Genomic DNA, 26,156 nt, shown 5'->3' on the forward strand with positions numbered 1-26,156 from the left:
GGCGCCTCAGTCCCGGACCGGAGCGGTCTCCGCCGCCGGGCCGCCCTGGGCGGGGAGGGGCGCGGCGGCCGAGTCGTCGTCGCCGTCCCCGTTGATGCGGGCGAGGAGCGCGTCGCGGGCCGGGGTGTCCTCCGGCTTCACGAAACCGATCACGATGTACAGGATCAGCGACACCGCGAGCGGCACGGAGACCTGGTACTGGAGCGGGACACCGCCGTCCACGGCCCAGTTGATCGGGTAGTTGACCAGCCAGAACGCGACGAGGCCCATCGCCCAGCTGACCAGCGCCGCGGTCGGGCCGGACTTCCGGAACGTACGCAGCAGCCCGAGCATGAACGGGATGGCGATCGGACCCATCAGGCCGGCGACCCACTTGATGACGACGGTGATGATGTCCTTGAACGTCGGGGAGCTGACCTGCGTCGCCACCGCCATCGACAGCGCGAGGAAGGCGATCGTGGTCCAGCGGGCCGCGATCAGGCCGATGCGCTCGTTCCAGCCGCGCGCCGTCTTGGAGAGGGTCGGTGCGATGTCACGGGTGAAGACGGCGGAGATGGCGTTGGCGTCCGAGGAGCACATGGCCATCGTGTGCGAGAAGAAGCCGACGATCACCAGGCCCAACAGGCCGTGCGGCAGCAGCTGTTCGGTCATCAGCGCATAGCTGTCCGAGGCGTCCGGCTTCTGCGCGTGGACCAGCAGCGGCGCGCACCACATCGGGAAGAAGAGCACCAGCGGCCAGACGAACCAGAGGATGGCGGAGAGCCGGGCCGAACGCGTCGCGGAACGGGCCGAGTCGGTGGCCATGTACCGCTGCGCCTGGTTCCACATACCGCCGTTGTACTCGAAGGTCTTGATGAAGAGGAACGCCAGCAGGAAGGTCACGGTGTACGGACCGGCCGTCGGGTCGGCGTGCCCGTCGGGGAGCTTGTCCCAGACCGTCCACAGGGTGGAGAAGCCGTCCAGCTTGCCCATCACGGCGATCAGCATCGCGAGGCCGGCGAACAACTGGATGATGAACTGCCCCAGCTCGGTGAGAGCGTCGGCCCACAACCCGCCGACCGTGCAGTAGACAGCGGTCACCACACCGGTGATCAGGATGCCCTGGGTGATGGTGAGCCCGGTGAAGACGGAGAGCAGGGTGGCGATGGCGGCCCATTTGGCGCCGACGTCCACGACCTTCAGCAGGAGACCGGACCAGGCGAGGGCCTGCTGGGTCTGGATGTTGTAGCGGTTCTTCAGGTACTCCAGCGGCGAGGCGACCCGCAGCCGCGAGCGCAGCCGGTTGAGCCGGGGTGCGAAGAGCTTCGCGCCGATGAAGATGCCGATGGCGATCGGGAGCGACCACGTGACGAAGGAGGTGACCCCGTACGTGTAGGCGATGCCGGCGTAGCCGGTGAACATCACCGCGCTGTACCCCGACATGTGGTGCGAGATGCCGGACAACCACCACGGCATCTTCCCGCCGGCCGTGAAGAAGTCACCGACGGTGTCCACGCGCTTGTGCGACCAGAGTCCGATCGCGACCATCACACCGAAATATCCGATGAGTACGGTCCAGTCGAGACTGTTCATGTACCCCTCCAGGGGTCCGCCTTGTGAACGGGAACGCTCTTCGTCGGTACGGCCGCTCAGCGGTACCCCGCGCGGGTAACGGGGACTTGGGGGATTGAACCCCTTCCGCGCACAGGTGGTCAAGGCATAAGCGTCCATGAGTGTGAACGCGAATCAGTAGTCCGAACGATTTTGCTCGTTCTTGACCTAGTGGGGCGTTGTGCGGGCGTGACGGGAGCCACACGATGGGCGGGCACTTCGTCAGGTCGTCAAGCAGTCCGGAACATCGAAGGCACGCGGCGCGCGCGACGCGTGCGGGCGCGGGTGGCGCGGGCGTGGCCGGCGGTACGGCGAGCGGTCCGTGCAGCCCAGTGGCGCCCGTGACGCAACGCCAGGCGCGCTGCGGGGCGCTGCTGTTCGCAGTCACGCCGCGCGGTGCGCAAACGGCAAGACCGCACGGGATGCGGGTCCCGTGCGGTCGAGGAGGGAGGAACTTGGTCGGTCGACATCCGGCGATGCCGGAGCAGAGCCGGGGCGATGGCCGGTTCTCGCCCTCGTGCGCCGACGGTCGTGCCGTGCGGCGGTGAACGTGTGCCTCTCCGTGCGGCCGGGGCGGGTGAACGCCTTCGGGTCGCCTCCGGCGCACCGGTGATGCGTGCGTGCCGCTCGGTCACCTCGTTCGATCACTCCCGCGCGGAGCGGGTGACGCCGAGCCCTCTCGGCCAGGACGGCGGGCCGGTCGAGAGGGCAGGGCGAGCGGCGCGGGAGCGGACCGGTGGGAATCACCGGGCTCAGACGTCGAGCGTGCGCTCCGCGACGTCCCGCACGAACGCGTTCCAGGCGCCGGGCACGAAGGTGATCGAGGGGCCCTCGGTCACCTTCGAGTCACGTACCGCGATGGAGAGAGCGACGGGGGACTTGACCTCGACGCAGGCGCCGTTGCCGCCGGAGTACGACGACTTGGTCCACATGTTCGTAGCACCCTGGAAGATAGCCATGTTCACTCCGGTTTAGTGAGTTGCTCGTTGGTGTCGCACCAGACTGTTTTCAGCTGGCGTGATCGACGCTACTCGCCAACTCCCACGGCTGAAGGTGCCGTTCACTCGACCGGATGGCAAATGCCGATGAACTCTTACCTCATGAGGTGGCGACGGTGTATCGTGCCGTCGCCCCTCACGTCACATCGCTGCATGTCGCCCATGACCCGCTATGGCGGGTTGGCTGGTTCGCGCCCCTCGCGATCGGCGGAGTTGACCCGGTTTCGCCTGTTCCGTGCTGGGTCCCGGCTGCTCGGCCCCGGCCGTGCGGTCCCGCCTGCTCAGTCGGTGTACTTCTTCGCGATCACGCCGATGAACTGCCGGCTCTGCTCGACGTTGAGGGCCTGGGCCCGGAGGTGCTCGTACATGACGCTGTACCGCTGGACGTCGTTCGCCTTCTCCAGGTAGAGGTCGCTCGTTACGCCCTCGATGTAGACCACGCTGGAGTCGGCCGTGTCGGGGAACTCCAGGATGGCGTACTGCCCGTTGATGCCCGGATGTGCGCCCATGTCGAACGGCAGCACCTGCACCGTCACGTGCGGCAGCTTCGAGCAGGCGACGAGGTGCTCCAACTGCTCGATCATCACCTGCTTGCCGCCGACCGTCCGGTGCAACGCCGACTCGTCTATGACGACCCACAGCCGCAACGGCCGCTCGGGGTCGTTGATCCGGTCCTGTCGGCGGGCCCGGACGTTCACCCGTTTCTCGATGTCGGCCGGCGGCGCCTCCGGGAGCGCGCCCGTGATCAGCGCCTCCGAGTAGGCCCGCGTCTGGAGCAGGCCCGGGATGACCTGGGGTTCGTATCCGCGCAGCGACTCGGCGTCGGTCTCCAGACCGATGTAGACGCTGTACGGGATGTCGCCGAACGCGTGCCACCAGCCCTGCTGGCGCGAGTCCTTCGCCATCTGCATGAGGGAGTCGACGATGCGGTGGTCCGCGACCTCGTAGACGCCGCAGAGGTCGCGGACGTCACGCTGGCTGATGGAACGGCGGCCGTTCTCCAACCGGCTGATCTTCGACTGGGAGACCAGCAGACGGTCCGCGACCTCTTCTGCGGTCATGCCCTTTTGTTCGCGCAGGCGGCGCAATTCCTGGCCCAACCGACGTCGCCTGACGGTGGGATTGACGGTGGACGGCACGGAAACGGCACCTCCGGCTGTGTTGCTGTGCGTATCTACTTCTCAGCAGATTGCCACCCTTGGCCCTCGCTTCGCTGGGAAACGGAGAACGCGAGCACGGGGAACGCAAGCACGCGGGGCAGCCGGTACTCCGGCTGCCCCGCGTGTGGTGCGGCTCCCGAACCGGGTCTTCGCGGACGTCGGCACGGCGGTATGGGATTCTCCGCGCGGTCTCCCGCACGGGTTCCGAAACGGTGCGCAGCGCGGGTGACCCGCGCGGCGCACCGCGGTTCAGCTCGCCGCGGTGTGGGCCATGCTGCCGCGTTGTGCTTGCGGCTGCAACGGCACTCCCGCTGCCTGCTGGGTGCGGCGGGGCTGTGCGCCCGCACCGCTCTGGACGTCCATCACGGCATGCGCCACGAGGCCGCCCATCGGATCGTGCCTGATCAGATCCCGGAGGCGGGAGCGTGATGAACGCCCTTCGTTCCCCGGGTACAGGTGCTTGCCGAGTCCGACCGCGTGGGCCAGCGCGGCAAGCGCCGCGGTCCGCGGGTCCGGCGGTACGCCGGTGCGGATCGCACTGTCCAGCCGGGACTTGATGTCCCTGCTGACTGCCGTGTCCGTCGCTTGGTAGCGAGTCGTCGGCAGCACTCCGCACATCTGGCCCGCCACGGCATGCACCATGCCGCACCGCTCCAGATGAGCGAGATAGACCTGACGGAGCCCCAGTCGGGGTCCGCCGATCCAGTGGACCGCCCGTACCGGGCTGCCGCGTCTGCGCAGCAGTTCCAGTGCGGAGTCCAGTGTCGGATCTCCAGTCGGCCGTGGCATCACCACGGCGATACGATCCCCGTCAGGGGCTATCCGACCTGCCAGAGCCAGCTCCACTAGCTGTGCTCCGGCGAGGCCGAGGTCGAGCGACTGCGGCTGCGCCGTGGTACCCGTGGTCGGGTCCAGAGCGAGCAGCAAAAGCTCTTCCGGAATTGTTCTGCGGCTCCTGCCCATCCATGCCTCCCCGCGTGGATGAGTGACAGGGTGACCCCTCTCACAACTGTCTGTCGAGAGCACCTGCCAGCTTTGTACGGGAACCAGTAGGTATGTCGTTCTCGTCTAGCAGCTGAAGCCGGGGTTCACACAGGACACTGGTACACGGTTCGGACAGCGGGGGCAGTCCCCGCAGCTTTAAGAGGAGGCATTGGTGGCGGGCGAGTCCCCCGGCAAGTCGGAGCAGCGGAAGTCCTCGGGGACGGCTCCGGAGGAACGCGACCCCCGGCTTTCCGTGTTCCGTGAACCCACCGGACCGAGCGACGACACAGTCGGTGACGCGGCGGACGCCGATACCGGTTCCGTCGCGGACGCGCCGGACGAGGAATCGGGTGCGGGCGCGGACGCGGAGTCGGACGAGGAATCGGGTACGGACGCGGGGTCGAGTGCGGACGCGTCGAGTGCGGACGTGGAGCCCGAGGCCGACTCGCGCACCGCGGTGTTCCGCTTCCGGGTTCCGGTCCCGTCGGCGGACGACGCCACGGACGAGACGGTGACCGAGGCCACGGCCGAGTCCACCGACGGGTCCACCGACGCCGCCGCGGAGGGCGATGTGGCTCCGGTGGCTGACGCCACTGCCGATGCGACGGCGGACGCGACTGCGGGCGCGACGGTGGGCGCGACCGCCGACGCCGAGGCCGAGGACGGGGCGCCAGAGGCCCCTGAAGGCCCCACAGGGCCCCCGGAGGCCGATTCCGCGCCCTCCGGAGCCTCCGGCGCACAGAAGGGCGCCGCGAGCGCCCCGGCGGCCGGTACGGCCGCCGCCGACGACGAGGCTTCGGACGACGCCGCCGAGGGTGAGCGCGCCGAGGGTGAGTCCGGTGAGGGTGAGTCCGCCGAGGGTGAGTCCGCCGAGGGTGACGGCGACACCCGGCTTCGCCGTGCGGTCGCCGCCTGGGTGGGCAAGGACGGCAAGGACGACAGCTCCGCCGCCGCCGCCGAAGAGCCCGCAGGGGCCGTGAAGGCCGCAGAGCCCACGGAGGACGAGAAGCCCGGGGCCGCAGAGCCCACCGGGGACGAGAAGCCCGAGGACGCAAAGGCCGCCGGGGACGAGAAGCCCGAGGACGCAAAGGCCGCCGAGGACGAGAAGCCCGAGGACGAGAAGCCCGCCGAGGACGAGAAGCCCGAGGACGCAAAGGCCGCCGGGGACGAGAAGCCCGAGGTCGAGAAGCCCGCCGGGGACGAGAAGCCCGAGGTGGCGACGGCCGGCGCCCAGGTGCCCCGTACCCGCGAGGAGGCCACGCCCACCGAACCGGCGTCGGCAGCCACCGGCGCCGGCGACACAGCGGACAGCGAGACACCCGACCGCGGCGCCGGGGGTGCCGAGGGCGAGGACGAGGGCGCCGACGACACCGGTATCGACCAGCCCACCGCCGTGTTCACGTCGGCCCGCGCCCGGATCGACCAGCCCACCACCGCGCTGAAGATCCCCCAGCGCGAGGCGTTGACGAAGCCCGACCCGGACCCGGAGCAGGCGCCGAAGCCGGAGACCGACCCGGATGCCGGGTCGAAGTCCGCGCCGAAGTCGGGGCCGGAGCCCGAGAGCCCCTCGGAGCGCACCAGCACCTTCGTACCGCTGCGCTCGGACGACGTACGGTCGGCGCCCGCGCCGCGTCGTCCCGATCCGCAGGGGCCGGTCGTCGGTCCCACGGTCACACCGGCCGTCGGTACGCCCACCCCGGCCGAGCCCGACCGGACCCGGGCGATGCCGCTGCCCCCGAAGCCGCCGCTCGACCTGCTCGCCGAGCTGACGAACACTCCGCCCCCGGAGGAGACCCCGGTCCGCACGGCGGTCCGGCGGGTCAAGATCTGGACGCCGCTCGTCCTGCTGCTGGTCGTCGTGTTTGCACTCGTACAGATGTTCAGGCCGCTGCCGGACCCGACCCTCGCCGTCACGACGACGCCCACCTACACCTTCGAGGGGGCCACCCCCGATCTGTCGTGGCCGGACCAGGGCCAGGGCTACATTGCGGCGACCGGCCTGGGCAAGGTCGGCTCGTTCGGGAAGCAGAAGCCGGTGCCGATCGCGAGTGTGGCGAAGGCCATGACCGCGTACATCGTGCTCAGGGACCACCCGATGAAGAAGGGTGCGGACGGGGAGTCGATCAAGGTCGACGCCAAGGGCGAGTCGGACGGCAAGCTCTCCTCCGAGGGTGAGTCCACGCTGGACACCGTCAAGGAGGGGGACGTGCTCACGCAGCGCGAGGCCCTCTCCGCGATCATGATTCCCTCGGCCAACAACATCGCGCGGCTGCTGGCCCGGTGGGACGCGGGCTCCGAGAAGGCGTTCGTGGCGAAGATGAACGCCACGGCGAAGGAGCTCGGGATGGTGAACACCACGTACACCGACCCCTCCGGGCTCAACGCCACCACCGTGAGCACCGCCGAGGACCTGGTGAAGCTCGGCGAGAAGCTGGTCGAGATCCCGGCGCTGATGGAGATCACCGTCCTGCCGAGCTGGACCGACCCCACCGGCAAGCCCTGGCCCAACTACAACCGCCTGGTCCCCTACGACGGCGCGCTCGGCATCAAGACCGGCTCGACCACGAAGGCGGGCGGCAACCTGCTCTTCGCGGCCCACAAGATGATCGACGGGACCGACCAGCTGATCGTCGGCGCGATCCTCGGCCAGTACGACAGCCAGTCGATCATCGACGAGGTCAACCGGGTCAGCAAGACGGTCATGGTGGCCACCGAGGACGCGCTCAAGGGCGCCACGATCGTGAAGAAGGGCCAGGTCGTCGGGGTCGTGGACGACGGGCTCGGCTCGACCACCGAGGTCGTCGCCACCAAGGACGTCAAGGCGGTCGGCTGGGGCGGCCTCACGGTGAAGCTGGAGCTCACCGACGACGGCAAGGTCGTCCCGCACGAGGCGGCGGCCGGAACCCGGGTCGGCACGCTGACGGTCGGCGAGGGCAGCAGCCAGGTGAAGGTGCCGGTCGCCCTGGCGCAGGACCTGAGCGAGCCCGGTTTCGGGGCCAAGCTGTCCCGGATCGGCTGACGTACGGGCCGACCTGCGGGAAGAGGGACGAGGTGACGGGGGGTGCCGATCCGGCGCCCCCCGTCCCCCTTCTGTCCGCTTGGTACGTGTTAGCGTCCCGGAACAGACCGAACAGACTGAACAGCCGGAAAGCCGAACAGCCGACCAGTCGATAACCGGACAGCAGAGCAGGCCGAGCGGGCCGGACGGCTGGGACGGCGGGCGGGCGCGGGGCGCGTCCCGCAGGACGCGCGGTCGCCGGGGACGCACCGGGGCCGGCGGATGACGGGGAGAGCCGTAGTGACCACCGCGGAGCCGAGACCCGGCCGCGAGGCGGACAGCGAGAGAGTCCGGAAGCCGGGACAGACCGACAGCCTCGGGACCGGCGGCCCGACGGGCCCCGCAGAACCCGCCGCATCGCCGGACCTCGTGGCGTCGCCGGACCTCCTGCCGACCCAGCGCACCCCGGACGCACCGGAACCCGAGCACATGCCGGAACCGGCGCCCGTGCCGGAACCCGGACCGGTGCCGGAACCCGCAGCGCACCCGGCCCACGCGGGCCGCGGCAGCGCCGACCGTGACCACGCGGCTCGCCACCACCCCGACCTCGGCGACCACCCCGACCACCCCGACCTCGGCGACCACGCCGACCAGGCCGACCGCGACCACGCCGACCGCGACCACGCCGACCGCGACCGTGCCGACCGTGGCCGCCCGGACGCGGCCTCCGGCTCGTTGCTCGGCCGGCTGGCGCGCCACCCCGTCACGATCGCAACGGCCGCCGCGGCCGTCACCCACGTCCTCTGGTTCTTCTTCTTCGCCAACAGCGGCGGCGACATCGCGGCGCAGGACGCCTGGGCCGAGTTCGTCGGCCAGCACCCCGGCACCGCGTACAACCTCGCCTGGTACGGGGGCATGCATCCCGTCTCGTACAGCGTGGTCTCGCCGTACCTGATGTCCCTCATCGGCGTCCGCTCGACGATGATGCTCGCCGGCACCGTCTCCGCGGGGCTCACCGCGATGATCCTGGTGCGGGTCAAGGCGGTGCGGAACCCGCTCGTCTGCTCGCTCGCCGGGGTCTTCGCGTACCTGTGCAACGCGCTGTCGGGGCGGGTGACGTTCGGGCTCGGCATGATGTTCGCGGTCGGGGCCGTCGCCGCCGTGTTCTGCTGGCCGTACCGCTGGCGGTACAGGCGCTGGGCGAAGGCGGCCGTCGCCGCGCCGCTCGCCGGGCTCGCCACCGCGTCCAGCCCGGTCGCCGGCCTCTTCCTCGGCGTGGTGGCCGCCGCGCTCTTCCTGCACAAGCGGCGCCCCGGCGCGTACGCCATCGGGCTGCCGCCGGTGGCCGTGGTCGGGCTCTCCTCGTGGCTCTTCCCGTTCTCCGGCACCCAGCCGATGTCGGTGGGCACGCTGTCGCTGCCGTTCGTCTTCGCGGTGTTCGTCTTCGTCCTGGTGCCCCGCGACTGGAAGACGGTCCGCACGGCGTCCGCCCTCTACGGTCTCGGCACGCTCGCCACCTACTTCGTGGACTCCCAGATCGGTTCCAACATCACACGCATGGCGATGCTCTTCGCCGGTGTGGTGCTGCTGGCCGCGCTGCCGTTCACCGCGCCGCGCACCCGCCGGTGGTACGCCCTGGTGATCGCCGTCGTCGGCCTGAACTTCTGGATCGGCTTCAAGAGCGTCGCCGACATCGTCCGCACCGCCCCCACCGCGTCCTGGGCGCGCGAGCTGGCACCACTCGTCAACGAGCTCCAGGAGGTCGACGCGACCAGGGGCCGGATCGAGGTCGTGCCCGCGAGCAGCCACCGCGAGGCCTCGGCCCTCGCGCCGTACGTCAACCTCGCCCGGGGCTGGAACCGCCAGGCCGACATGAAGCGCAACCCGCTCTTCTACGACGACACCCTCGACAAGACCAACTACCGCGAGTGGCTCGACCGCTGGGCCGTCCACTACGTCGTCCTGCCCAAGGGTGAACCGGACAGCGGGGCCGCCCAGGAGGCGGCCCTGGTCGGCCAGGGCCTGCCGTACCTGAAGCAGCTCTGGGCCGACGCCAACTGGAAGCTGTACCGGGTCGAGGACCCGACCCCGCTCGCCGACCCGCCCGCCACCGTCCTGAACTTCGAGGCCGACGAGATCACGCTCCGGGTCCCCGAGGCCGGCCGCTTCCTCATCCGGGTGCCCTACACGCGTTGGCTCTCCCTCGTGGACGAGGAGGGCAAAGGCATGGACCGCCCCCAGGAGACGGCGGAGTCCAAGGAGCGCACCAAGGACGACGACAACGCTCCCAAGACCTTCGACAACGTCAACGGCTGCCTCCTGGAGGTGGACGAGGAGACCCACGGCGACCAGTGGACCGAGCTGGTGGCGCCCAAGGCGGGCGTCTACCAGCTCGCCGCGCCCTACCGTTTCAGCCCCGGCACCCCGTGCCCGGAAGAGCTGCGCTGACGCCCTGATCGAGCGGCCCCCGTGCTCCGGGCCGGAGGATGGAGTACGGGCAGGAGTGCGGCCCAGCGGTGATCGCGGGTTGCTTCCGGGCACCGCCACCGCCCCGCGTTTCCGCAGGTGGCATCGGGTGGGGGCAGGTTCCGGGGTCCCGTGCGGAAAGCGGTTGCGGTGGCTCCGTCCAGCCGATTCGATCGGCTCATGCTCTCCGACGAAGATCTTGTACGGGCCCTGGTCGCCGCGCAGTTCCCCCAGTGGGCCGGGCTGCCCGTCCACCGGACCGGTTCCCACGGCACGGTGAACGCCATCTACCGGCTCGGGGGAGCGATGGCGGTACGGCTCCCGCTCGCCGAGCCGGGCGCGCGGGACGTGGAGAAGGAGCACCACTGGCTGCCCCGGCTGGCCGCGCACCTTCCCGTCCCGATCCCCGCCCCGCTCGCCCAGGGCGGACCGGGGGAGGGGTACTCCTGGCCCTGGTCGGTGTGCCGCTGGCTCGAAGGCGAGCCGTTGAACCGGTGGTTGGCCCCGGAGGGCTGCGAGCTGGGGGTGGGAGTGGTGGAAGGGCACCCGGACGGCAGCGAACTGGCCGCAGATCTGGCCCAGTTCGTCATCGCTCTGCGCCGCGTCGACCCGGCCGGCGCCCCGCCCGCGTACCGCTGTGAACCCCTTGCCGCCCGGGACGACGACACCCGCCGGACGATCGGGAGTCTCCGCGGGGTCCTGCACGCCGCTCCGGACGGCCGCCCGGGGGCCGAGGCAGCTCTCGCCGTGTGGGAGGCGGCGCTGCGGGCCCCCGCGCCGGACGGGCCGGGGGTCTGGTCCCACGGAGACCTCCAGCCCGGCAACATCCTCATCAAGGAGGGCCGACTCGGTGCGGTCATCGACTTCGGCTGCATGGGCCTCGCCGATCCGGCACTCGATCTGATGGCCGCCTGGTACCTGCTCCCCGCCACTGCCCGCTCCGGGTTCCGTACCGCGTCGGGCGCGGACGAGGCGACCTGGCGGCGGGCGCGCGGCTGGGCGCTGTCCATCGCCCTCCCCGAACTCGCCCACTACCGCTCCACGAACCAGGTGATGGCGGCCAACGCACGGCGCGTGATCGGGGAGTTGGTGGCGGAGGGGGTGTAGCGCTGTCCCGACGCTGCTCTCAGACGCGCGTCGGGGCGGCGGCGGGCAGCGCCCAGCGCGCGAAGAGGGCGCGCGTCCGTTCCCTGCGGAGCGCGAGGCGCAGAAGGGCGAACCCGATGAGCCCGCCGAGGGTGTTGGCGATGACGTCGTTGATGTCGACCGCGCGGCCGGAGCTGAAGACGATGTACTGCGCCAGCTGGGTGCCCTCGATGGCCAGGCTCGCCAGTGCGGCCATCCACGCCATCCGGCGGGCTCCCTCGCACCGGATGAAGAGCGGCAGCAGGAAGCCGAACGGTACAAACATGATGACGTTCGGGACCATCGTCACGTCGGCCATCAGCAGCGGGATCGGGGAGATCTGGTTGAACCACGGACTCAGGTTGCGGTATTCGCCGGTGTAGACCCGGATCGGGAAGAGGGTGAGGGACACGACAGCGGCGGCGTAGAGCGCGGCGGTCACCCGCGCGGCCAGGTGCCGGCCGCTCCACCCCGGCGCGTTCCGCCACCGCTGTGCCACCGCGTACACGGCGAACACCGCCAGGGCCGGCCCTTCGACGTACAGGGCGGGAATCTCGAACTGCGTACTCATGGCGTGCTCCGGGGATCGTCCGACGCGGCGGGGAGGTGAGGCGACCGCTCCTGTGAGCGATGGCCCCACCCTCGCCGGACCGTCCCGGTGCGCGGATCGGCCGAACAGCAGATCTTCCGGCCGCGCCTACGACTTTCGGCAGAGGTCGCGGGCGCCCGACGTGCGTAGGCTTCCGCACATGCTCCCCGCTCCGTCCGGCTCCTCCGGGCCGCCTGGACTCCCCCGCGCGTCCCGCCTGCCCCGCCTGTCTCGCCCGGGCCGCCGGTTCTCGCCGGTGGGCCTCCGTACGGGCCTGCGCGTCCTCGCCGTGACGGCCGTACTCCTGGGGCTCGGGGCCGCCCTGTACCTGGACTATCTGGGTGGCCTCGACGACAGTGCGGCAGCCCCGTACCTCGCCGTCTCCGGGGCGGCGTCCGCGCTGCTGCTCCTCGTACGGGTGCCGGGCGGGCGGTGGCTGCCGCCCGGGGTGTTCGCCGCGCTCGCGGTGGCCCTCGCGGTCCTCTCCCTCGGCGTCACCGCGGCGCTCCGTGTCCTCGCCGCGCGGGCCGGGGAGCCCGTCGAGCGTACGGACGCGTACAGCTTCTTCGAGATCAGCGTGCTCGTCCTCGTGCTGGCCCTGACCCTGCGCCGGGGGGCGCCCAGGACGTCGGCCGTCGCCACCCCGCTCCTGCTCGCGGCCGTCGTGCTGCGGCCGGTCGCGGTGGACATCGACGAGGGCAGCCTCACCCTCACCCTGTTCGTCGGACTGGTCGCGGGCGCGGTCGCCACCGTGGCCCTCGGCCTGCGCCTGGTGGAGGCCGACCGGCAGCACCGCGACGAACGCCTCCGGCTCGAACAGCGCCTCACCTTCGCCCGCGATCTGCACGATTACGTCGCCCACCACGTCATGGGCATCGTCGTCCACGCCCAGGGAGCCCAGGCCGTCGCCACCGCCCGGCCCGAGATGATCACGCCCGCCCTGGCCCAGATCGAGCAGGCCGGAACCGACGCGCTGGGCGCCCTGCGCCGTATGGTCAGCGGCCTCCGGGCCCCCGACACCGTCGCGGAGCACACCCCGCACGCCGATCTCACCCGGATACGCCGGCTCGTCGCCGACTTCACCCTCCCCGGTGCCCACGCCCGGCTCGTGGAGGAGGGCCCGCTCGACCAACTCCCCACCGACACCGTGGTAGTGCTCCACCACATCGTCATGGAATCCCTCACGAACATCCGGAAACACGCCCCGGACACCAGCCGGATCACCGTCCACCTCTGCACCACGGGCGACCACATCACCGCCACCGTCACCAACGACGGCACAGCGCGATCCGCGCACAGCCGGGGCTACGGCCTCACCGGCCTCGGCGAACGTGTCACCTCGACCGGGGGCACCTTCACCGCGGGCGCCGACGGCCAGGGGCGGTGGCGCGTCAGCGCACAACTCCCCTGCCCGCGAGGGGCGATGTCCGCGTGACCGCGGCGATCCGCGTCCTCCTCGCCGACGACCAGGCCATCGTCCGCACCGGCATGGCGATGATCCTCTCCGCCGAGGACGACATCGAAGTGGTCGCCCACGCCCACGACGGCCTGCACGCCGTCGAACAGGCCGCTGCGCACCGCCCCGACGTGATCCTCATGGACATCCGCATGCCCCGCCTCGATGGACTGGACGCGCTGCGCCTCCTCAACCGGCCTGGCACGGTGAACCCGCCGAAGGTCGTCATCGTCACCACCTTCGACGACGACGCCTACCTCAACCAGGCCATCGAGGCCGGTGCCTGCGGCTTCATCCTCAAGGATTCGGGCCCGCGCCTGCTCACCGAGGCGATACGCGCCGCCGCCTCCGGCGACGCCCTCGTCAGCCCCTCCCTCACCCTCCGCCTCCTGCGCGCCCACGCCACCGGCCGTCGTACCGGCCGTCGTAACGGCCACGCCACCGGCCGTCGCACCGCTGCCACCCCGGCCGACCCGCTCACCCCGCCCTCCACCCCGCCGCTCACCCCGCCGCTCACCCCGCGTGAGCTGGAGGTCGTCGTCCTCCTCGCGGACGGCCTCACCAACGCCGAGATCGCCTCCGCCCTCTCCATCAGCACCGGCACCGTCAAGACCCACCTGAGCAACGTCCAGGCCAAGCTGGGCGCCCGCAACCGTGTGGAGATCGCGGCCTGGGCCTGGCGCAACGGCATTGCGGGGGCAGCGGGGTGAGGACCCGGGGGGCGTCGGCCCGACGGATACCGACGTCGATGCGGGGGACCGTCGTGGCATGCTGGGCGCCCCCGTCTGGCCACCTGGCCGGGCGGGGGCGTTTCGTCATGCCCCGGGTCAGGCGACTGGTACCGCGTCGTGGGCTGAGGCGATCTGGTCGATGCGCGCGGCGAGGTCGAAGTCGGCGGCGGTCAGTTTATGGCCGGCGTCGTGGGTCGTGATCCCGAAGCGCACGTGGTCCCACCGGAGGTCGATGTCCGCGTGGTGGCCGATGAGCCGCTCCACGTCCGCGACGTGCACGATCATCGCGACGCCCCCGTGGTAGCGCACACCGAAGCTGCGGGTGATCTCGTCACCGTCGCGCAACCATCCTGGACGTGCAGCCAGGTGCTCCGCGATCTGCTCCTCCGTCAACGGGTCCTTCACCGTCAGCTCCCCTCGTTCACCGGTGCCAGGATCTCCGCGAGGTCCCGGCCGACTGGGGCATCGTGCCACGGGCGCATCGCCCGCTCCAGGGTGTCCAGCTCCCGGCTCATTCTGGCCGAGCGAGTCTCCACCGCGATGGTCGCCACCGTGCGCGCGATCTCCACCGCCTGGTCTGGCTCGCGTGCAACAGCGGCTGCGGTCGCCTGGCGGGCCATGTACACCCCGCGGTCCCGACGGGCTGTCTCCGGCACCATCGTGAGCACCTGCGACCACAGATCCCCCGCTTCGATGCCGAGGCCGAGACGCCCGTAACAGGTGGCCCGCTGCACTTCCAAGTACCCGGGCGTCCGCCGGCACGCGTTGCCCCACGGCAGGTCGTCGTCGACCCGGGGCAGCAAACGGCCAGCCTCGTCCAGCAGTTGGTCCACTGTCCGGCGTTCCCCGGTGAGGCTGGCGCCGTGCGCCTGCTGCTGCATCGCCATGATCCGCACCTTCGGGACCAGGCGGTCGGCATCGTCCAGCGCGGCCTCGCACAGGTCGATGACCGCATGCCCGTCGCCCAGGTCGGTGCGCACCTGCGCCTGATTCACCAGCGAGTACCCGATGAGGTGCGGGTCGCGGGACCGCATCGCGATCTCCTGCGTCACCCCGCGCCAGAAGGACGCCCCGTCCATGTCGCCCGCGTCCTGGTACAGCCAGCCGACCAGCGCCGCGTAGGCCGCGCCGACGCGCAGGAGTCCTCGCCGCGTCTCGCCCTTCGCCGAACGCACCAGCTTGTCGATCAGCTGGTACTGGGCGGCCACAGTGCCAATCAGATCGTGGGGGCCGAGGAACATGTCTGCCCGGTAGTGGCCCTCCAGCTGCGTCTGGAAGTACCCGATCAGGGCCGGGTCGACGTGCTGCGGTGCCACGGGTCCGGCGACGAGCGCTGCCGCGGTGACGCTCGCGAAGGCGCGTCGTCTCACATCTGCCTCTTCGTGGTGCTCGGGCCGCAGCCAGCCCGGCGGAGTGGTGAAGCCCAGGTCCTCGGGCCACCGGCCGAGTGCGTCGTGGAGAACGATCGCTGTCTCTTCTGCCGGCCACCCGGGGCGGTCGCCCTCCCAGCGCCGCCAGGTGCGTGCGGACACGGTGAACTGCCGGTCGTCCAAGAGCTGCTGACCGTGTTCGGTGAGAGCGTGAGCAGCAGCCTCGACGGTCCGCCATCCTGCGCGTAAGCGTCCCGCGCGGAGAGCATCGTTGCGGCCTGCCTGCCCAGTGTGAGGTGTCATCGTGTGCGCTCCCGGCCGTGGCCGCTACGTGGCCACCGATGGCCACCCGGTGGCCTATTCGCTACCTGACGTGCACACACATCATCGGGGTGTGACAGCGGGCCGTGCAGCGAAATGGCTGAGAGCCCCTCGAATCAGATCTCCCGCCAGGGGTGAGCGATGAAGCAGAGCAGAGAGTGCACGTACTGCCCGAAGCCCGGGGCCGACGTGTGCGTCCGTGTGCATGGCACGGCTGGCGTGGCAGGCACCTCCGTGTACGCGCACGCCGCGTGCGCCGAGCAGCGCGGTGTACAGGTGCTGTACCGCGTACTGCCCGAGACGTCGGGGGTGACCAGGTGAGGACGACCACACCGTCGCCGCTCACCGCCGGGGACCGGGCGTACCGCACGTGGATATTCCACACCGAGCAGTGCGCGACCTGTCGGGCCAACGTCGCCTGCCCCACCGCCGTGGCGCTCGGCCGGAAGTGGAGGGCGGCCCGATGACCTTCCCCCGGTACTGCGTCGACTGCGACCGCACGATCACCGGTGCCGCAGTCGTCGTCTCCGAGGGGCACTCGGCATCCGGTGCCCGAGAGGACGCGTACGCCCACCCGGCGGGCGACCCGGCGTGCGTCACCCGACGGGCATCGCCGAGCATGCTCCACGCACAGCTCGACGCGATGCCGGCACCACGGGCTAGACGGAACTGACGCAGGTTACTCGCGGACCAGGTCGGCGAGCGGCACGCCGATCGCGTCGGCGATCCGGATCAAGCTGTCGAGCCGCGGGGACGCGTGGCCCTTCTCGATGCGGTTGTACGAGTCGAGCCCGATGCCGGCGCGGAGGCTCACCGCTTCCTGGGTGAGGCCAACGTGCAGTCGAGCGGCTCGTATCCGGTCGCCGACGGCTCGACGGCGCGCGAGGACGCGGTCGTCGGGCGTCGGCTGGTGGTGCACCTGCCCACGTTCGCCGCATCAAGATCACTTGTCTTTGGGGTTGACCCTAAAACGGCTGATCATGGATGCCGCACTCACTACCGGAATGCTTCGATCCCCAAGGGCATTGCGCGGTAATTCGAACACGTGTCCCGATGGCCTCGCGGCCTCGGCTGCACCCATGACGTGCCAGGTGAGAAGGGCGGCACCCTCGGCCTGGCGCGCGGCGGCCCCTCGCTTCGGCGGGGGGCCGCTTGTCTGTGGTCAGCCCCCACCTGCGGCTTCTGCATGATCATCTGGGGAGGATTTGGGGAACGTGCTCGCGTACCGAGAGCGGGGGAGGACGGGGGAGAGCGTGAGTAGAACGGGAGCCTACGCAGAAGGACCAGGCCGGGCGTCTGCCCTGACCTGGCCCTTTGCCAGAAACTGCCTGCTTGTAGCTGTGCCCCCGGCAGGATTCGAACCTGCGACACCCACTTTAGGAGAGTGGTGCTCTATCCCCTGAGCTACGAAGGCGGGACAGTTGGGCGATCGACCGGTGAGGGTCTGCTCGCCGCGGCCAGTGTAGCGGGTACCGCAGTGGGCGTGCGGGGACGCCGTGGGGAAGGGGGCCTGTGAGGGGGCTGAGACACCCGCCCTCCCGGCGGTCTGGAGGGCGGGTGCAGTCGCGTGTCCGGGCGGGTCAGTTCGCCGGGGCGGGGGTGACGATGGGGGTGCCCAGGCCGCCTGCTGCCTTGCCGGGGTAGGCGTAGATGCCGCGGTTGTCGTTGATGGCGATGATGTCGGTCCTACCGTCCCCGTTGAAGTCGCCTCCGGAGACGAGCCGCATGCCCTGCCAACCCTGGCCCGTCTGGGATGCCCCGTTGAAGGTGCCGTCGCCCTTGCCGGTGTACAGGTACAGGGCGCCGCTGTTATGGACCGCGTACGCGTCGGCCTTGCCGTCGCCGGTGAAGTCGCCCGCGACGACGGCCCGCATGTGGGCCCAGCCGGTGCTCGCCTCCGTGGCCGCTGCGAAGGTGGAGCCCTGGCCGGCGTAGAAGTAAAGGTTGCCGTTGCCGCTCACGCCGACCATGTCCCCCTTCTTGTCGCCGTTGAAGTCGGCGGCGGCCATCATGCTGATGGTGTTCCAGCCGCTCCGGGGGATGGAAGAGCCCGTGACACCGTTGGCGCCGTTGCCGGGGTAGAGGTAGAGGTTGCCGTTGACGTGGGCGGCGAGGATGTCGGCCTTGCCGTCGCCGGTGTAGTCCGCGACCGCCAGCAGGCGCATGCCGCTCCACTTGCCGGGGGGGACCTTCACGCGTCGGCCGAACGTGCCGGTGCCGTTGCCGGGTTGGACGTAGAGGTAGTTGTCGGCCGCGTCGATTGTCAGCAGGTCGGCCTTGCCGTCCGCGTTGAAGTCGGCGGCGGCCATCAGCAGCGCCCACCACCGGGCGAGAGTCGCGGTGACCCAGTGACGAACCTTACTGCGGCGAACCAGGCGTGACGCCTCGTCAGGCATGTGAGGGGATCGCGGCCGGGGTGGATGACCGACTTGCCGGTGGTGGGCGCTCGTGCCGCGACGGGTCATGTCTCCCGGAGATCCGGCTCCGCTGTGGAGGGGATCGGCCGACCTTGATTACCTCTCTGCCGGGCTCGCGAAAATCTGTGATGGCGGGTGTAGACATTCAGCGTCGACCTGGTTATTGTTTCTCTCGTAGCCAGAGAGACCGCAAGGCCCGGCAGAGATGAACTGCCGGGAAGCAGTAAGTGCAGTACAGGTAGTTGCAGGACGGTGCGGTGGTGGAGTTCCGAAGCCGGAGCAGTTGCAGGATGGCGACGGGACTGACGACCGGACCGGGCGGCCCGCAGTGATCAGGGGCTGCCGCGAGCAGGGCTCAGCAGTGAAGTCATGAGGCAGCACCTCGGTGAAGGCGTCGGCTGCGGACGCGCGCACCGGGAAGTTCGGCAGTGGGGTTCTAAGCCAGAGCAGACGCAGGACGGGCGACGGGGCTGGCTGCCGAAGAGTGGTGGCGCTGACACAGGCCACAGAGCAGTTCGCAACACCAGCAGTAGCAGCAGTAACAGCATGACGAGTACCAGTAGTTCGCTTTACCAGCAGGACGCAACACCAGCAGTACGCATGACCAGCAGTTCGCAACACCAGCAGTAATGAGCAACAGTTCCCAGAGGGAAGAACGGAGGGGCACGCGCCATCAGGATCGCCCGGGCGGAAGTCTGAACCCGGGTACCGCAGGACATCGATAGTGAGGTGGTCTCCGGTCAAGCAATCGCGATCCCCGCACCCCCGGCAGCGTTCGGGCCGGGTCCGCGGAAACAGAGGGCCGGCGCAGTACCAGGGTCGGCTGATGGTGTAGCAGTTCCTTCGGGGCCCTGGTGTCAATAGGCACCAGGGCCCCTCCACGCGTTCCCCAGAGAGGTGAGATGACAGCGGCAGACGCCCCGCACGTCAGACTCGACGACGACGATTACCCCGCCTACACCATGGGCCGGGCCGCCGAGATGCTCGGCACCACCCCGGGCTTCCTCCGCGCCATCGGCGAAGCCCGCCTCATCACCCCGTTGCGGTCGGCCGGTGGCCACCGCCGGTACTCCCGTTACCAACTGCGCATCGCCGCCCGCGCCCGTGAGCTCGTCGACCGGGGCACTCCCATAGAGGCCGCATGCCGCATCGTCATCCTCGAGGACCAGCTCGAAGAAGCCCAACGCATCCACGCCGACCACCGCTGGACCGCGGGTTCGGCCCACTCCACCACTGCGGCTCCAAGCCGCTGATCCACCGCAGCTCGAAGCCGCAACGCAACGCGGTCTCCCTGAGCCGCAACGCAGAGCCGCAGCTCGAAGCGCAACGAGAAGCCGCAGCTCGAAGCCGCTGATCCCCGGACGCCGTGAGCGTGCGGGGAACAGCTTTCAGTCCACCGCCGCCTGGCACTCCTCGCACCGCCGGACCGCCTGCCGGTCCGTGTTTCCCTCCGTCGCGGTCGCCGGGCAGCTGGTGCCCAGGCTTTCCCAGAGCCCGGCGGGCGGGGCCGGGATCCAGCCCCAGCGTGGAGCGGTCACCCATTCCTCGCTCAGGTGGGTGCACGCACCGGGGAGGTGGGCGTACCGCCTCGGAGAGATGAGGATCGTGTCGGCGGGGAAGCTCCTCCACTCCTGACGGGGTGAGGCGACCGGGCGCGTCGTCGGCGAGGCGCCACTCTCGGGTGGGCACGTGCAGCCCAGCCCGATAACCAACTCGCAGCTTTCACAGCACTTCTGCCGCATGTTCTCTCCACTTCCCTGACGCGTGCCTGTCGGCCGGTGTCCGCATCCGCGCCCGTCGGCGAGTGGTGGGTCGGACGGCGGGTGGACCGGTGCTCGAAATGAGAACGCACGTGTGCCCGGGTGGTCACGGTCCGCCGGGGCCATCCGGACGCACCTCTCACCCGCCCCGCCGCCACACGCCCCTCACCCGCCCCGCCACCACGCACCTCTCCACCAGGTCCCGCCACCCCACTCCGGCCCGTTACGGCTCCGACGGGTAGGTTGCCGGGCATCCCCGGCAGGTGCGCGGGTGCTCCGGACCGGCGGTGCGGGGGCTCCCGAGGGCCGGCAGGGCGGGGGAGGAGCGGGGCGGGAGGAATAGTCGTAGGCCCGCGCGTCTGGTGGGCCGGTCGGAGAACCAGGCCGCGTCACCGGAGCCGCCCGCCCCGCCGCACCCGACGACCTCACCCACGCCCTCTCCGGCGCACCGGCGTTCCGCCGTTCGGCTCTTCCTGGCGGGCCCGCGCCGACCACGACCGAAGCTTCGCAGTGTGTGGGGGAGTCTCGGTCGGAGAGATCCGCCGGCGCCCCACCGGTGCGAGGGCGAGGGAGAGTCATGAGCGACGGCACACGGGCCATGGATACCGCCACGGTCACACCCCCGGACACGGCCACGGACACCGCCGGTGCGCGGGTCGCCCCAGCCGGTCCGCGCCGACCACGACCGGAGCCGCAACCGACCGGCCGTTCCGCCCGGTGGTCCCGGGGCGAGGTGGCGCTCGCGGTCGTGGCCGGCGCGTTCACACTGGCCCAACTGCTGCTCGTACGACCGGGGATGGGTCTCGGCTGGGACGAGTCGGTGTACGTCAGCCAGGTCGCCTCCCACGCGCCTGCCTCGTTCTTCAGCGCCCCGCGCGCCCGTGGGGTTCCGCTGCTGGTGGCGCCGGTCGCCGCCTGGTCGTCGTCCACCGCGTTGCTGCGGATCTACCTGGCCGTCCTGTCCGGCCTCGCCCTCTTCCTCGCCCTCCGCGCCTGGCGGGGCGTCGTTCCCGCCCGCGTGCTCGCGACCGCGGGCGGGCTGTTCGCCACCCTGTGGGTGACTCTCTTCTACGGCCCGCAGGCCATGCCCAACTACTGGGTCGCCGTCGGCGGCCTGGCCGGTACGGGCTTCTTCCTGCGCGCGCGGGAGAACCGCTCGGACCGCGCGGCTCTGTGGGGGGTCGGTCTGAGCGCGGCCCTGGTGGCGTGGATGCGCCCCACGGACGCGGTCTGGGTGACCCTGCCCCTGCTCGTCCTGCTGGTGTGCGTACGGCGGTGGCGGCGCCCCGCGCTGTTGGCTGCGCTCTGCGGCGGCCTCGTGCTCGGGGCGGCCGAGTGGGTGATCGAGGCGTACGTCTCCTACGGCGGCCTGGCGCAACGCCTTGCCGACGCGTCCCGCATCCAGGGCGGCCTCGGCTGGAACATCGCCGTCGGCGACCAACTGCGCTCGCTGGGCGGACGTACCCTGTGCAGGCCGTGCACCGGTGGCGCGCCCCCCGTCGCGGAAACCCTGTGGTGGTACGCCCTGCCCGTGCTCGCCGTCCTCGCGGTCGTGGTCGCGGTCCGCACCCGTCGGGCCGCCGTGACGCTCGTACCGCTGGCCTGCGCCGCTTCGGCGGCCTTCCCGTACCTCTTCCTGATCGGCTACGCGGCGCCCCGCTTCCTGCTGCCCGCCTACGCGCTGCTCGCCGTTCCGGTCGCCGGTCTCCTGACGCACCTGGTGGCCGCGCCCGGACGGATGCGCCGGCCGCTGACCGTGGTGGTGCTGGCCCTCACTCTGGCCGGGCATCTGACCGCACAGTCCGTGGTGCTGGTGAGCACCGTGGGGCGCACCACCGAGGCCCGGCGCGAGTGGGCCGCCGTCGCCGCCGAGCTGCGTCGGCTGGGTGTCCGTCCGCCCTGTCTGGTCACCGGGAAGGACTACGTGCCGATCGCCTACTACGCGGGCTGCGCGTCCGCGGCGACCGGCGGCCACGACGCCAACACCACGCCGTCCGGCATCCGGGGGACCGCCCGGCGGCTGCCCACCGCCCTGCTCGTCGGGCCGGGCAGCGGTGGCCCGCCCGGCTACGCCCGTTCCTGGACCGCGCATCAGGTGGGAAGCCTGCGCGGGTACGTCGCACCGGCGCCCGTACCGGCACCTGAACCCGTACCGGCACCCGAACCCGTACCCGCACCGGCGCCCGTACCCGCACCGGCACCGGACCGGCAGCGGTGAGCAGCCGGCACGCGGGTGCGGTGGGGGGCGGGCCGCCGCCCCGCCCCACGTAGTACCGCGGTACCACCCGTCCGGCGCGGTTCAGCCCCCGGGTACCACCGATTCGGGCGTTTCGGCTCCTAGCGTGGTCGGTGTGGCGTCGGAATCGACGCACCCGAGGCCCGACAGGGAGAGCGCGCATGATCGACGCACGGCAGCTGACCAAGAAGTACGGCGAGAAGACGGCCGTCGACGGGCTGGACTTCGTCGTGAGACCGGGAACGGTGACCGGTTTCCTCGGGCCCAACGGCGCGGGCAAGTCCACGACCATGCGCATGATCGTCGGTCTCGACGCCCCGACGAGCGGCTCCGTCACCGTGAACGGCCGGCAGTACGCCCGTCACCAGGCACCGCTCCAGGAGGTCGGCGCCCTCCTGGAGGCGAAGTCGATCCACCCGGGGCGCTCGGCGTACAACCACCTCAAGGCCCTGGCGCTGACCCACGGCGTCCCGGACCGCCGGGTCGACGAGGTCATGGACCTCGCCGGACTGGGCAGCGTGGCGAAGAAGCGGGCCGGCGCCTTCTCCCTCGGGATGGGCCAGCGGCTGGGCATCGCGGCGGCGCTGCTGGGCGATCCGCAGACGGTGATGCTGGACGAGCCGGTCAACGGACTGGACCCGGAGGGAGTGCTCTGGATCCGCAATCTGCTCCTGGGGCTCGCCGCCGAGGGACGGACGGTCTTCGTCTCCTCCCACCTGATGAGCGAGATGGCCCTGGTGGCGGACCACCTGATCGTCGTGGGACGCGGTCGGCTGCTGGCCGACACGACCGTGGCGGACCTGATCCGCGAAGCGGGCGGCGACACGGTGAAGGTCGTGACGCAGGACCCCGCACGGCTGCGGGACGTACTGGCCGGGCCGGGCGTCGACGTCACCGGCCGGATCGGCTCCGAGGAACTGCAGGTGATCGGGGTGACCGCCCGCGAGATCGGCCTGAAGGCCGCCGAGCACGGAATCGCCCTGTTCGAGCTGAGCGCGCGGACCGTGTCGCTGGAGGAAGCGTTCATGGACCTGACCAGGGACGCCGTGGAGTACCACGGCTCCACCACCGGGACCGACACGCTCGGGAGGCCCGCATGACCGCCCTCACCACCACCGCCGAGGAACCCCGGACCGCCCCCGATCGCCCCGTCTACCGGGTGACGGGACGCCGGGTACTCGCCTCCGAGTGGGCCAAGCTGTGGTCCCTGCGCTCGACCTGGATCACCCTGGGGCTCGGCCTGCTGTTCTTGGTCGCCTTCGGCCTGATCTCCGCCGCCCGGTACAAGTCGGGGATCAACTCCGGCCACATGGACCGGGACTTCGCCGACGCGACGGCGGTCAGCCTGTCCCTCTTCGGCGTGAACTTCGCCCAGTTGGCCCTGGGTGTCCTCGGTGTACTCGTCACCGCGGGCGAGTACTCGACCGGCATGATCCGCTCGACCCTCGCGGCGGTTCCGCGCCGGCTTCCCGTGCTGTGGTCCAAAGCGGCCGTGTTCGGGCTGGTCGCCCTGGCCGTGGGAACGCTGGGCGGGTTCGTCGCTTTCCTCATCGGGAGCGGGATCGTCTCGGGCACGCCCGCAGCCATGGACCTCTCGCACACGGGAGTCCTGCGCAGCCTGCTGGGCGCGGGCCTCTACCTCGGCCTGGTCGGGGTGATCGGCACCGCCCTGGGCGCGCTGCTGCGGTCGGTGGCCGGTGGGATCTCGGTCCTGGTGGCCGCCCTGATGCTGATCCCGGGACTGGTCACCCTGCTGCCCAGCTCCTGGCAGGACGGCATCAGCCCCTACCTGCCGTCGAACGCCGGGGAGGCCGTGTTCGCCCTGTCCCACGACTCCACGACCCTGTCACCCGGTGCCGGACTGCTGGTCTTCCTCTGCTGGACGGCGCTCGCGCTGGGCGGCGCGGCGTACCGGCTCGTGCGCACCGACGTCTGACACCCGCACCATGGACAGGTGACCGCAGTGACCACCGATGACCTGAGCGGGATGGGACCGCTGGTCGCCCGTCTGCTCCGGGGCGGCCAGCGGTTGCGCCACGCCGACCGGGCCTTCCCCTGGGTGCTGGACATCGCGGTGGTCGTCGTGGTCTTCGCGATGTTCTGCCTGCCGGACCTGGTGCACGGCGGTGTGGACGACGGCGACGGTGACGGCCCCGCCCGGTTCCGCCTCGCCTTCACCCACCTGCCCGTCGCGGGCATGCTGGCCTTTCAGGCCGGACTGGTCCTGCCCCTGCTGTGGCGGCGGCGCAGACCTCTCGCGGCGTTCGCCGCCATCGCGGCGGTGTTCGTCCTCCAGTGGGCGGTGGGCGCCGCGCTGCGTGCGGACATCGCCCTCTTCGTCGCCCTGTACAGCCTGGCTCTGCACGGGAGGCTGCGGCAGCTGCCGTGGGCCTGCGCGGTCATGGCGGGTGCCATGGCGCTGGTCGCGGTGCGCGCGTCCTCGGCGGTGTCCGTCTGGGACGCGCTGTTCTTCCTGCTGAGCACGGCGATCGCGGCCCTCGCACTCGGGCTGATGGTCCGCATCCGGCGGGCCCAGCTCGCCGGGCTGCGCGACCGGGCCGCCCGGCTGGAGATCGAGCGCGACCAGCGCAGCAGGCTGGCCACCGCCACCGAACGCACCCGCGTCGCCCGGGAGATGCACGACATCGTCGGCCACAACCTCTCCGTCATCATCACGCTCGCCGACGCCGGGTCCTACGCCACCGACATCGCACCCGAGCGCGGCAGAGAGGCACTCCGGCTCATCGGCGACACCGGCCGGCAGGCCCTCGGCGAGCTGAGGCGCGTGCTGGGCGTGCTGCGTGAGGCCGGGGACGGTCCGCCGGGTGGCCCCGAACTCAGCCCGCAGCCCGGCATCGCGGACATCGACGCGCTCTGCGCCACGGTGCGTGCCGCCGGTCTCGAAGTCGTCTACCGGACCTCCGGCGACATGGACTCCCTCGACAGCGGGGTGCAGTTGACGGTGTACCGCATCGTCCAGGAGTCGCTCACCAACACCCTGAAGCACGCCGACACCGACACCCTGGTGCGGCTGGCGATCGTCGAGAAGGACAACCGGCTGACCGTCCGGGTCGAGGACACCGGCCCGGCCACCCCCGCCGGACCGCCGAACGAAGAAGGACACGGGCTGGTGGGCATGCGGGAGAGAGCGGCTCTCTACGGCGGAGAACTCAGCGCGGGGCCGACGGGGGACGGCGGATGGCGCGTCGAAGCCGTCCTGGACCTCACACCCCAGGGCGGTGTCCGGTGACCACCGTGCTCATCGTGGACGACCAGCCGCTGCAACGCTACGGCTTCCACCTGCTCCTGGACTCCGTACCCGAGACCGACGTCGTCGGTGAGGCCGGCCACGGCGCCGAAGCCGTCCGCAAGGCGGCCGAACTACGCCCGGACGTGGTCCTGATGGACGTCCGGATGCCCGGCATGGACGGCATCGAGGCCACCCGCCGCATCGTCGCCGCCGGCGGCCGCTCGCGCGTCCTCGTGCTCACCACCTTCGACCTCGACGAGTACGTCCACGCCGCGCTCCGCGCCGGTGCCAGCGGCTTCCTCCTCAAGGACGCGCGCCCCGAGGAACTCCTCGCCGGCATCCACGCCGTCGCCGTGGGCGACGCCGTCATCGCGCCCGCCCTCACCCGCCGCCTCCTGGAGGAGTTCGCCCGGTACGTGCCCTCTCACCGCGCGGAGACCACCGAGGACCCGCGGCTCGGCTCGCTCACCGACCGCGAGCGCGAGATTCTCGTGGCGGTCGGCAAGGGCTGGACCAACGGCGAGATCGCCGCCCGGTTCGTCCTGTCCGAGTCCACCGTCAAGACGCACGTCGGCCGCGTCCTGGCCAAGATCGGCGCCCGCGACCGCATCCAGGCCGTGATCTTCGCCTACGACCACGGCCTCGTCCGGCCCAGCGTGGACTGAACCGGGCCACCGGCGACCGGCGACCGGCGACCGGCGACCG

21 protein-coding genes and 1 tRNA gene are annotated in these 26,156 nt (G+C 71.1%); 11 read left to right on the forward strand and 11 right to left on the reverse strand.

The annotated features are described in order from the left end of the window. Positions 1 to 6: 6 nt before the first annotated feature. The 4 genes from ACFYPN_RS29185 to ACFYPN_RS29200 all read right to left on the reverse strand — a co-directional run bounded on the left by ACFYPN_RS29185 (position 7) and on the right by ACFYPN_RS29200 (position 4,711). A complete protein-coding gene (locus ACFYPN_RS29185) occupies positions 7 to 1,572 on the reverse strand; it encodes a sodium:solute symporter family protein (RefSeq protein WP_358758171.1) in 1,566 nt (521 codons plus the stop codon). Positions 1,573 to 2,342: 770 nt separating this feature from the next. Beyond that, the gene (locus ACFYPN_RS29190) at positions 2,343 to 2,549 is read right to left on the reverse strand and encodes a DUF397 domain-containing protein (RefSeq protein WP_389302322.1); all 207 of its coding nucleotides are present in this window, start codon (positions 2,547 to 2,549) and stop codon (positions 2,343 to 2,345) included. A gap of 320 nt (positions 2,550 to 2,869) precedes the next feature. Beyond that, entirely contained in the window at positions 2,870 to 3,727 is an 858-nt protein-coding gene (locus ACFYPN_RS29195; RefSeq protein WP_358758167.1) for a helix-turn-helix transcriptional regulator, read from the reverse strand. 270 nt (positions 3,728 to 3,997) lie between these two features. Beyond that, positions 3,998 to 4,711 carry a GPP34 family phosphoprotein gene (locus ACFYPN_RS29200; RefSeq protein WP_358758165.1) on the reverse strand — a complete coding sequence of 238 codons (714 nt, stop codon included), beginning with the start codon at positions 4,709 to 4,711 and terminating at the stop codon, positions 3,998 to 4,000. Between the two features lie 193 nt (positions 4,712 to 4,904). Here ACFYPN_RS29200 and ACFYPN_RS29205 point away from each other — a divergent pair, with 193 nt between their 5' ends. From ACFYPN_RS29205 to ACFYPN_RS29215, 3 genes are all read left to right on the forward strand, one after another. Beyond that, positions 4,905 to 7,751, forward strand: a complete 2,847-nt coding sequence (locus ACFYPN_RS29205) for a serine hydrolase (RefSeq protein ID WP_389302325.1) — start codon at positions 4,905 to 4,907, stop codon at positions 7,749 to 7,751. A 468-nt stretch (positions 7,752 to 8,219) separates the two neighbouring features. Further along, positions 8,220 to 10,178: an MFS transporter gene (locus ACFYPN_RS29210; protein ID WP_389302396.1), complete on the forward strand. Its 1,959-nt coding sequence runs from the start codon at positions 8,220 to 8,222 to the stop codon at positions 10,176 to 10,178. Between the two features lie 198 nt (positions 10,179 to 10,376). Beyond that, positions 10,377 to 11,303, forward strand: a complete 927-nt coding sequence (locus tag ACFYPN_RS29215; protein ID WP_389302328.1) for an aminoglycoside phosphotransferase family protein — start codon at positions 10,377 to 10,379, stop codon at positions 11,301 to 11,303. Positions 11,304 to 11,322: 19 nt separating this feature from the next. On the opposite strand, the gene ACFYPN_RS29220 is transcribed toward ACFYPN_RS29215, so the two are convergent. Further along, entirely contained in the window at positions 11,323 to 11,892 is a 570-nt protein-coding gene (locus ACFYPN_RS29220; RefSeq protein ID WP_389302331.1) for a VanZ family protein, read from the reverse strand. 274 nt (positions 11,893 to 12,166) lie between these two features. Here ACFYPN_RS29220 and ACFYPN_RS29225 point away from each other — a divergent pair, with 274 nt between their 5' ends. Both ACFYPN_RS29225 and ACFYPN_RS29230 read left to right on the forward strand, forming a co-directional pair. Next, on the forward strand, positions 12,167 to 13,345 hold the full coding sequence (locus tag ACFYPN_RS29225) for a sensor histidine kinase (protein ID WP_389302333.1): 1,179 nt from the start codon (positions 12,167 to 12,169) through the stop codon (positions 13,343 to 13,345). Next, on the forward strand, positions 13,342 to 14,076 hold the full coding sequence (locus tag ACFYPN_RS29230) for a response regulator (RefSeq protein ID WP_389302336.1): 735 nt from the start codon (positions 13,342 to 13,344) through the stop codon (positions 14,074 to 14,076). The genes ACFYPN_RS29225 and ACFYPN_RS29230 overlap by 4 nt, the downstream gene beginning before the upstream one ends. Positions 14,077 to 14,193: 117 nt before the next feature. On the opposite strand, the gene ACFYPN_RS29235 is transcribed toward ACFYPN_RS29230, so the two are convergent. The 5 genes from ACFYPN_RS29235 to ACFYPN_RS29255 all read right to left on the reverse strand — a co-directional run bounded on the left by ACFYPN_RS29235 (position 14,194) and on the right by ACFYPN_RS29255 (position 18,184). Further along, positions 14,194 to 14,508, reverse strand: a complete 315-nt coding sequence (locus ACFYPN_RS29235; RefSeq protein ID WP_389302399.1) for a 4a-hydroxytetrahydrobiopterin dehydratase — start codon at positions 14,506 to 14,508, stop codon at positions 14,194 to 14,196. Further along, complete coding sequence (locus ACFYPN_RS29240; RefSeq protein ID WP_389302339.1) at positions 14,505 to 15,650, reverse strand: Twin-arginine translocation pathway signal; 1,146 nt, start codon at positions 15,648 to 15,650, stop codon at positions 14,505 to 14,507. The genes ACFYPN_RS29235 and ACFYPN_RS29240 overlap by 4 nt, the downstream gene beginning before the upstream one ends. Positions 15,651 to 16,467: 817 nt before the next feature. Then, a complete protein-coding gene (locus ACFYPN_RS29245; RefSeq protein ID WP_389302341.1) occupies positions 16,468 to 16,707 on the reverse strand; it encodes a helix-turn-helix domain-containing protein in 240 nt (79 codons plus the stop codon). A 422-nt stretch (positions 16,708 to 17,129) separates the two neighbouring features. Beyond that, positions 17,130 to 17,202: transfer RNA gene (locus ACFYPN_RS29250), tRNA-Arg, on the reverse strand. Between the two features lie 166 nt (positions 17,203 to 17,368). Then, positions 17,369 to 18,184 carry an FG-GAP repeat domain-containing protein gene (locus tag ACFYPN_RS29255; protein ID WP_389302344.1) on the reverse strand — a complete coding sequence of 272 codons (816 nt, stop codon included), beginning with the start codon at positions 18,182 to 18,184 and terminating at the stop codon, positions 17,369 to 17,371. 923 nt (positions 18,185 to 19,107) lie between these two features. Between ACFYPN_RS29255 and ACFYPN_RS29260 the strand changes: the two genes are divergently transcribed. After that, a complete protein-coding gene (locus ACFYPN_RS29260) occupies positions 19,108 to 19,458 on the forward strand; it encodes a MerR family transcriptional regulator (protein ID WP_389302345.1) in 351 nt (116 codons plus the stop codon). Positions 19,459 to 19,593: 135 nt separating this feature from the next. Here the strand turns inward: ACFYPN_RS29260 and ACFYPN_RS29265 are convergent, their stop codons facing one another. Then, the gene (locus ACFYPN_RS29265) at positions 19,594 to 19,743 is read right to left on the reverse strand and encodes a hypothetical protein (RefSeq protein ID WP_389302348.1); all 150 of its coding nucleotides are present in this window, start codon (positions 19,741 to 19,743) and stop codon (positions 19,594 to 19,596) included. Between the two features lie 799 nt (positions 19,744 to 20,542). Between ACFYPN_RS29265 and ACFYPN_RS29270 the strand changes: the two genes are divergently transcribed. From ACFYPN_RS29270 to ACFYPN_RS29290, 5 genes are all read left to right on the forward strand, one after another. Further along, positions 20,543 to 22,183, forward strand: a complete 1,641-nt coding sequence (locus ACFYPN_RS29270; protein ID WP_389302350.1) for a hypothetical protein — start codon at positions 20,543 to 20,545, stop codon at positions 22,181 to 22,183. Positions 22,184 to 22,362: 179 nt separating this feature from the next. Continuing rightward, a complete protein-coding gene (locus ACFYPN_RS29275; RefSeq protein ID WP_389302353.1) occupies positions 22,363 to 23,301 on the forward strand; it encodes an ATP-binding cassette domain-containing protein in 939 nt (312 codons plus the stop codon). Beyond that, the gene (locus tag ACFYPN_RS29280) at positions 23,298 to 24,137 is read left to right on the forward strand and encodes an ABC transporter permease (RefSeq protein WP_389302355.1); all 840 of its coding nucleotides are present in this window, start codon (positions 23,298 to 23,300) and stop codon (positions 24,135 to 24,137) included. The genes ACFYPN_RS29275 and ACFYPN_RS29280 overlap by 4 nt, the downstream gene beginning before the upstream one ends. Positions 24,138 to 24,164: 27 nt before the next feature. Further along, positions 24,165 to 25,451, forward strand: a complete 1,287-nt coding sequence (locus ACFYPN_RS29285) for a sensor histidine kinase (protein ID WP_389302402.1) — start codon at positions 24,165 to 24,167, stop codon at positions 25,449 to 25,451. Then, a complete protein-coding gene (locus ACFYPN_RS29290) occupies positions 25,448 to 26,116 on the forward strand; it encodes a response regulator (RefSeq protein ID WP_389302358.1) in 669 nt (222 codons plus the stop codon). Before ACFYPN_RS29285 ends, ACFYPN_RS29290 begins: the two co-directional genes overlap by 4 nt. The last annotated feature ends 40 nt before the right edge of the window (positions 26,117 to 26,156 follow it).

Origin of the sequence: Streptomyces sp. NPDC005576, from assembly GCF_042871745.1 — a bacterium.
Taxonomy (GTDB): Bacteria; Actinomycetota; Actinomycetes; order Streptomycetales; family Streptomycetaceae; genus Streptomyces.

What these genes read in the sequence shown, in the direction of transcription:
- ACFYPN_RS29200 (WP_358758165.1), bottom strand. Translation starts at nt 4,711, where the DNA reads ATGGGCAGGAGCCGCAGAACAATTCCGGAAGAGCTTTTGCTGCTCGCT.
- ACFYPN_RS29190 (WP_389302322.1), bottom strand. Translation starts at nt 2,549, where the DNA reads ATGGCTATCTTCCAGGGTGCTACGAACATGTGGACCAAGTCGTCGTAC.
- ACFYPN_RS29260 (WP_389302345.1), top strand. Translation starts at nt 19,108, where the DNA reads ATGACAGCGGCAGACGCCCCGCACGTCAGACTCGACGACGACGATTAC.
- ACFYPN_RS29210 (WP_389302396.1), top strand. Translation starts at nt 8,220, where the DNA reads ATGCCGGAACCGGCGCCCGTGCCGGAACCCGGACCGGTGCCGGAACCC.
- ACFYPN_RS29280 (WP_389302355.1), top strand. Translation starts at nt 23,298, where the DNA reads ATGACCGCCCTCACCACCACCGCCGAGGAACCCCGGACCGCCCCCGAT.
- ACFYPN_RS29270 (WP_389302350.1), top strand. Translation starts at nt 20,543, where the DNA reads ATGAGCGACGGCACACGGGCCATGGATACCGCCACGGTCACACCCCCG.
- ACFYPN_RS29220 (WP_389302331.1), bottom strand. Translation starts at nt 11,892, where the DNA reads ATGAGTACGCAGTTCGAGATTCCCGCCCTGTACGTCGAAGGGCCGGCC.
- ACFYPN_RS29215 (WP_389302328.1), top strand. Translation starts at nt 10,377, where the DNA reads ATGCTCTCCGACGAAGATCTTGTACGGGCCCTGGTCGCCGCGCAGTTC.
- ACFYPN_RS29255 (WP_389302344.1), bottom strand. Translation starts at nt 18,184, where the DNA reads ATGCCTGACGAGGCGTCACGCCTGGTTCGCCGCAGTAAGGTTCGTCAC.
- ACFYPN_RS29275 (WP_389302353.1), top strand. Translation starts at nt 22,363, where the DNA reads ATGATCGACGCACGGCAGCTGACCAAGAAGTACGGCGAGAAGACGGCC.
- ACFYPN_RS29185 (WP_358758171.1), bottom strand. Translation starts at nt 1,572, where the DNA reads ATGAACAGTCTCGACTGGACCGTACTCATCGGATATTTCGGTGTGATG.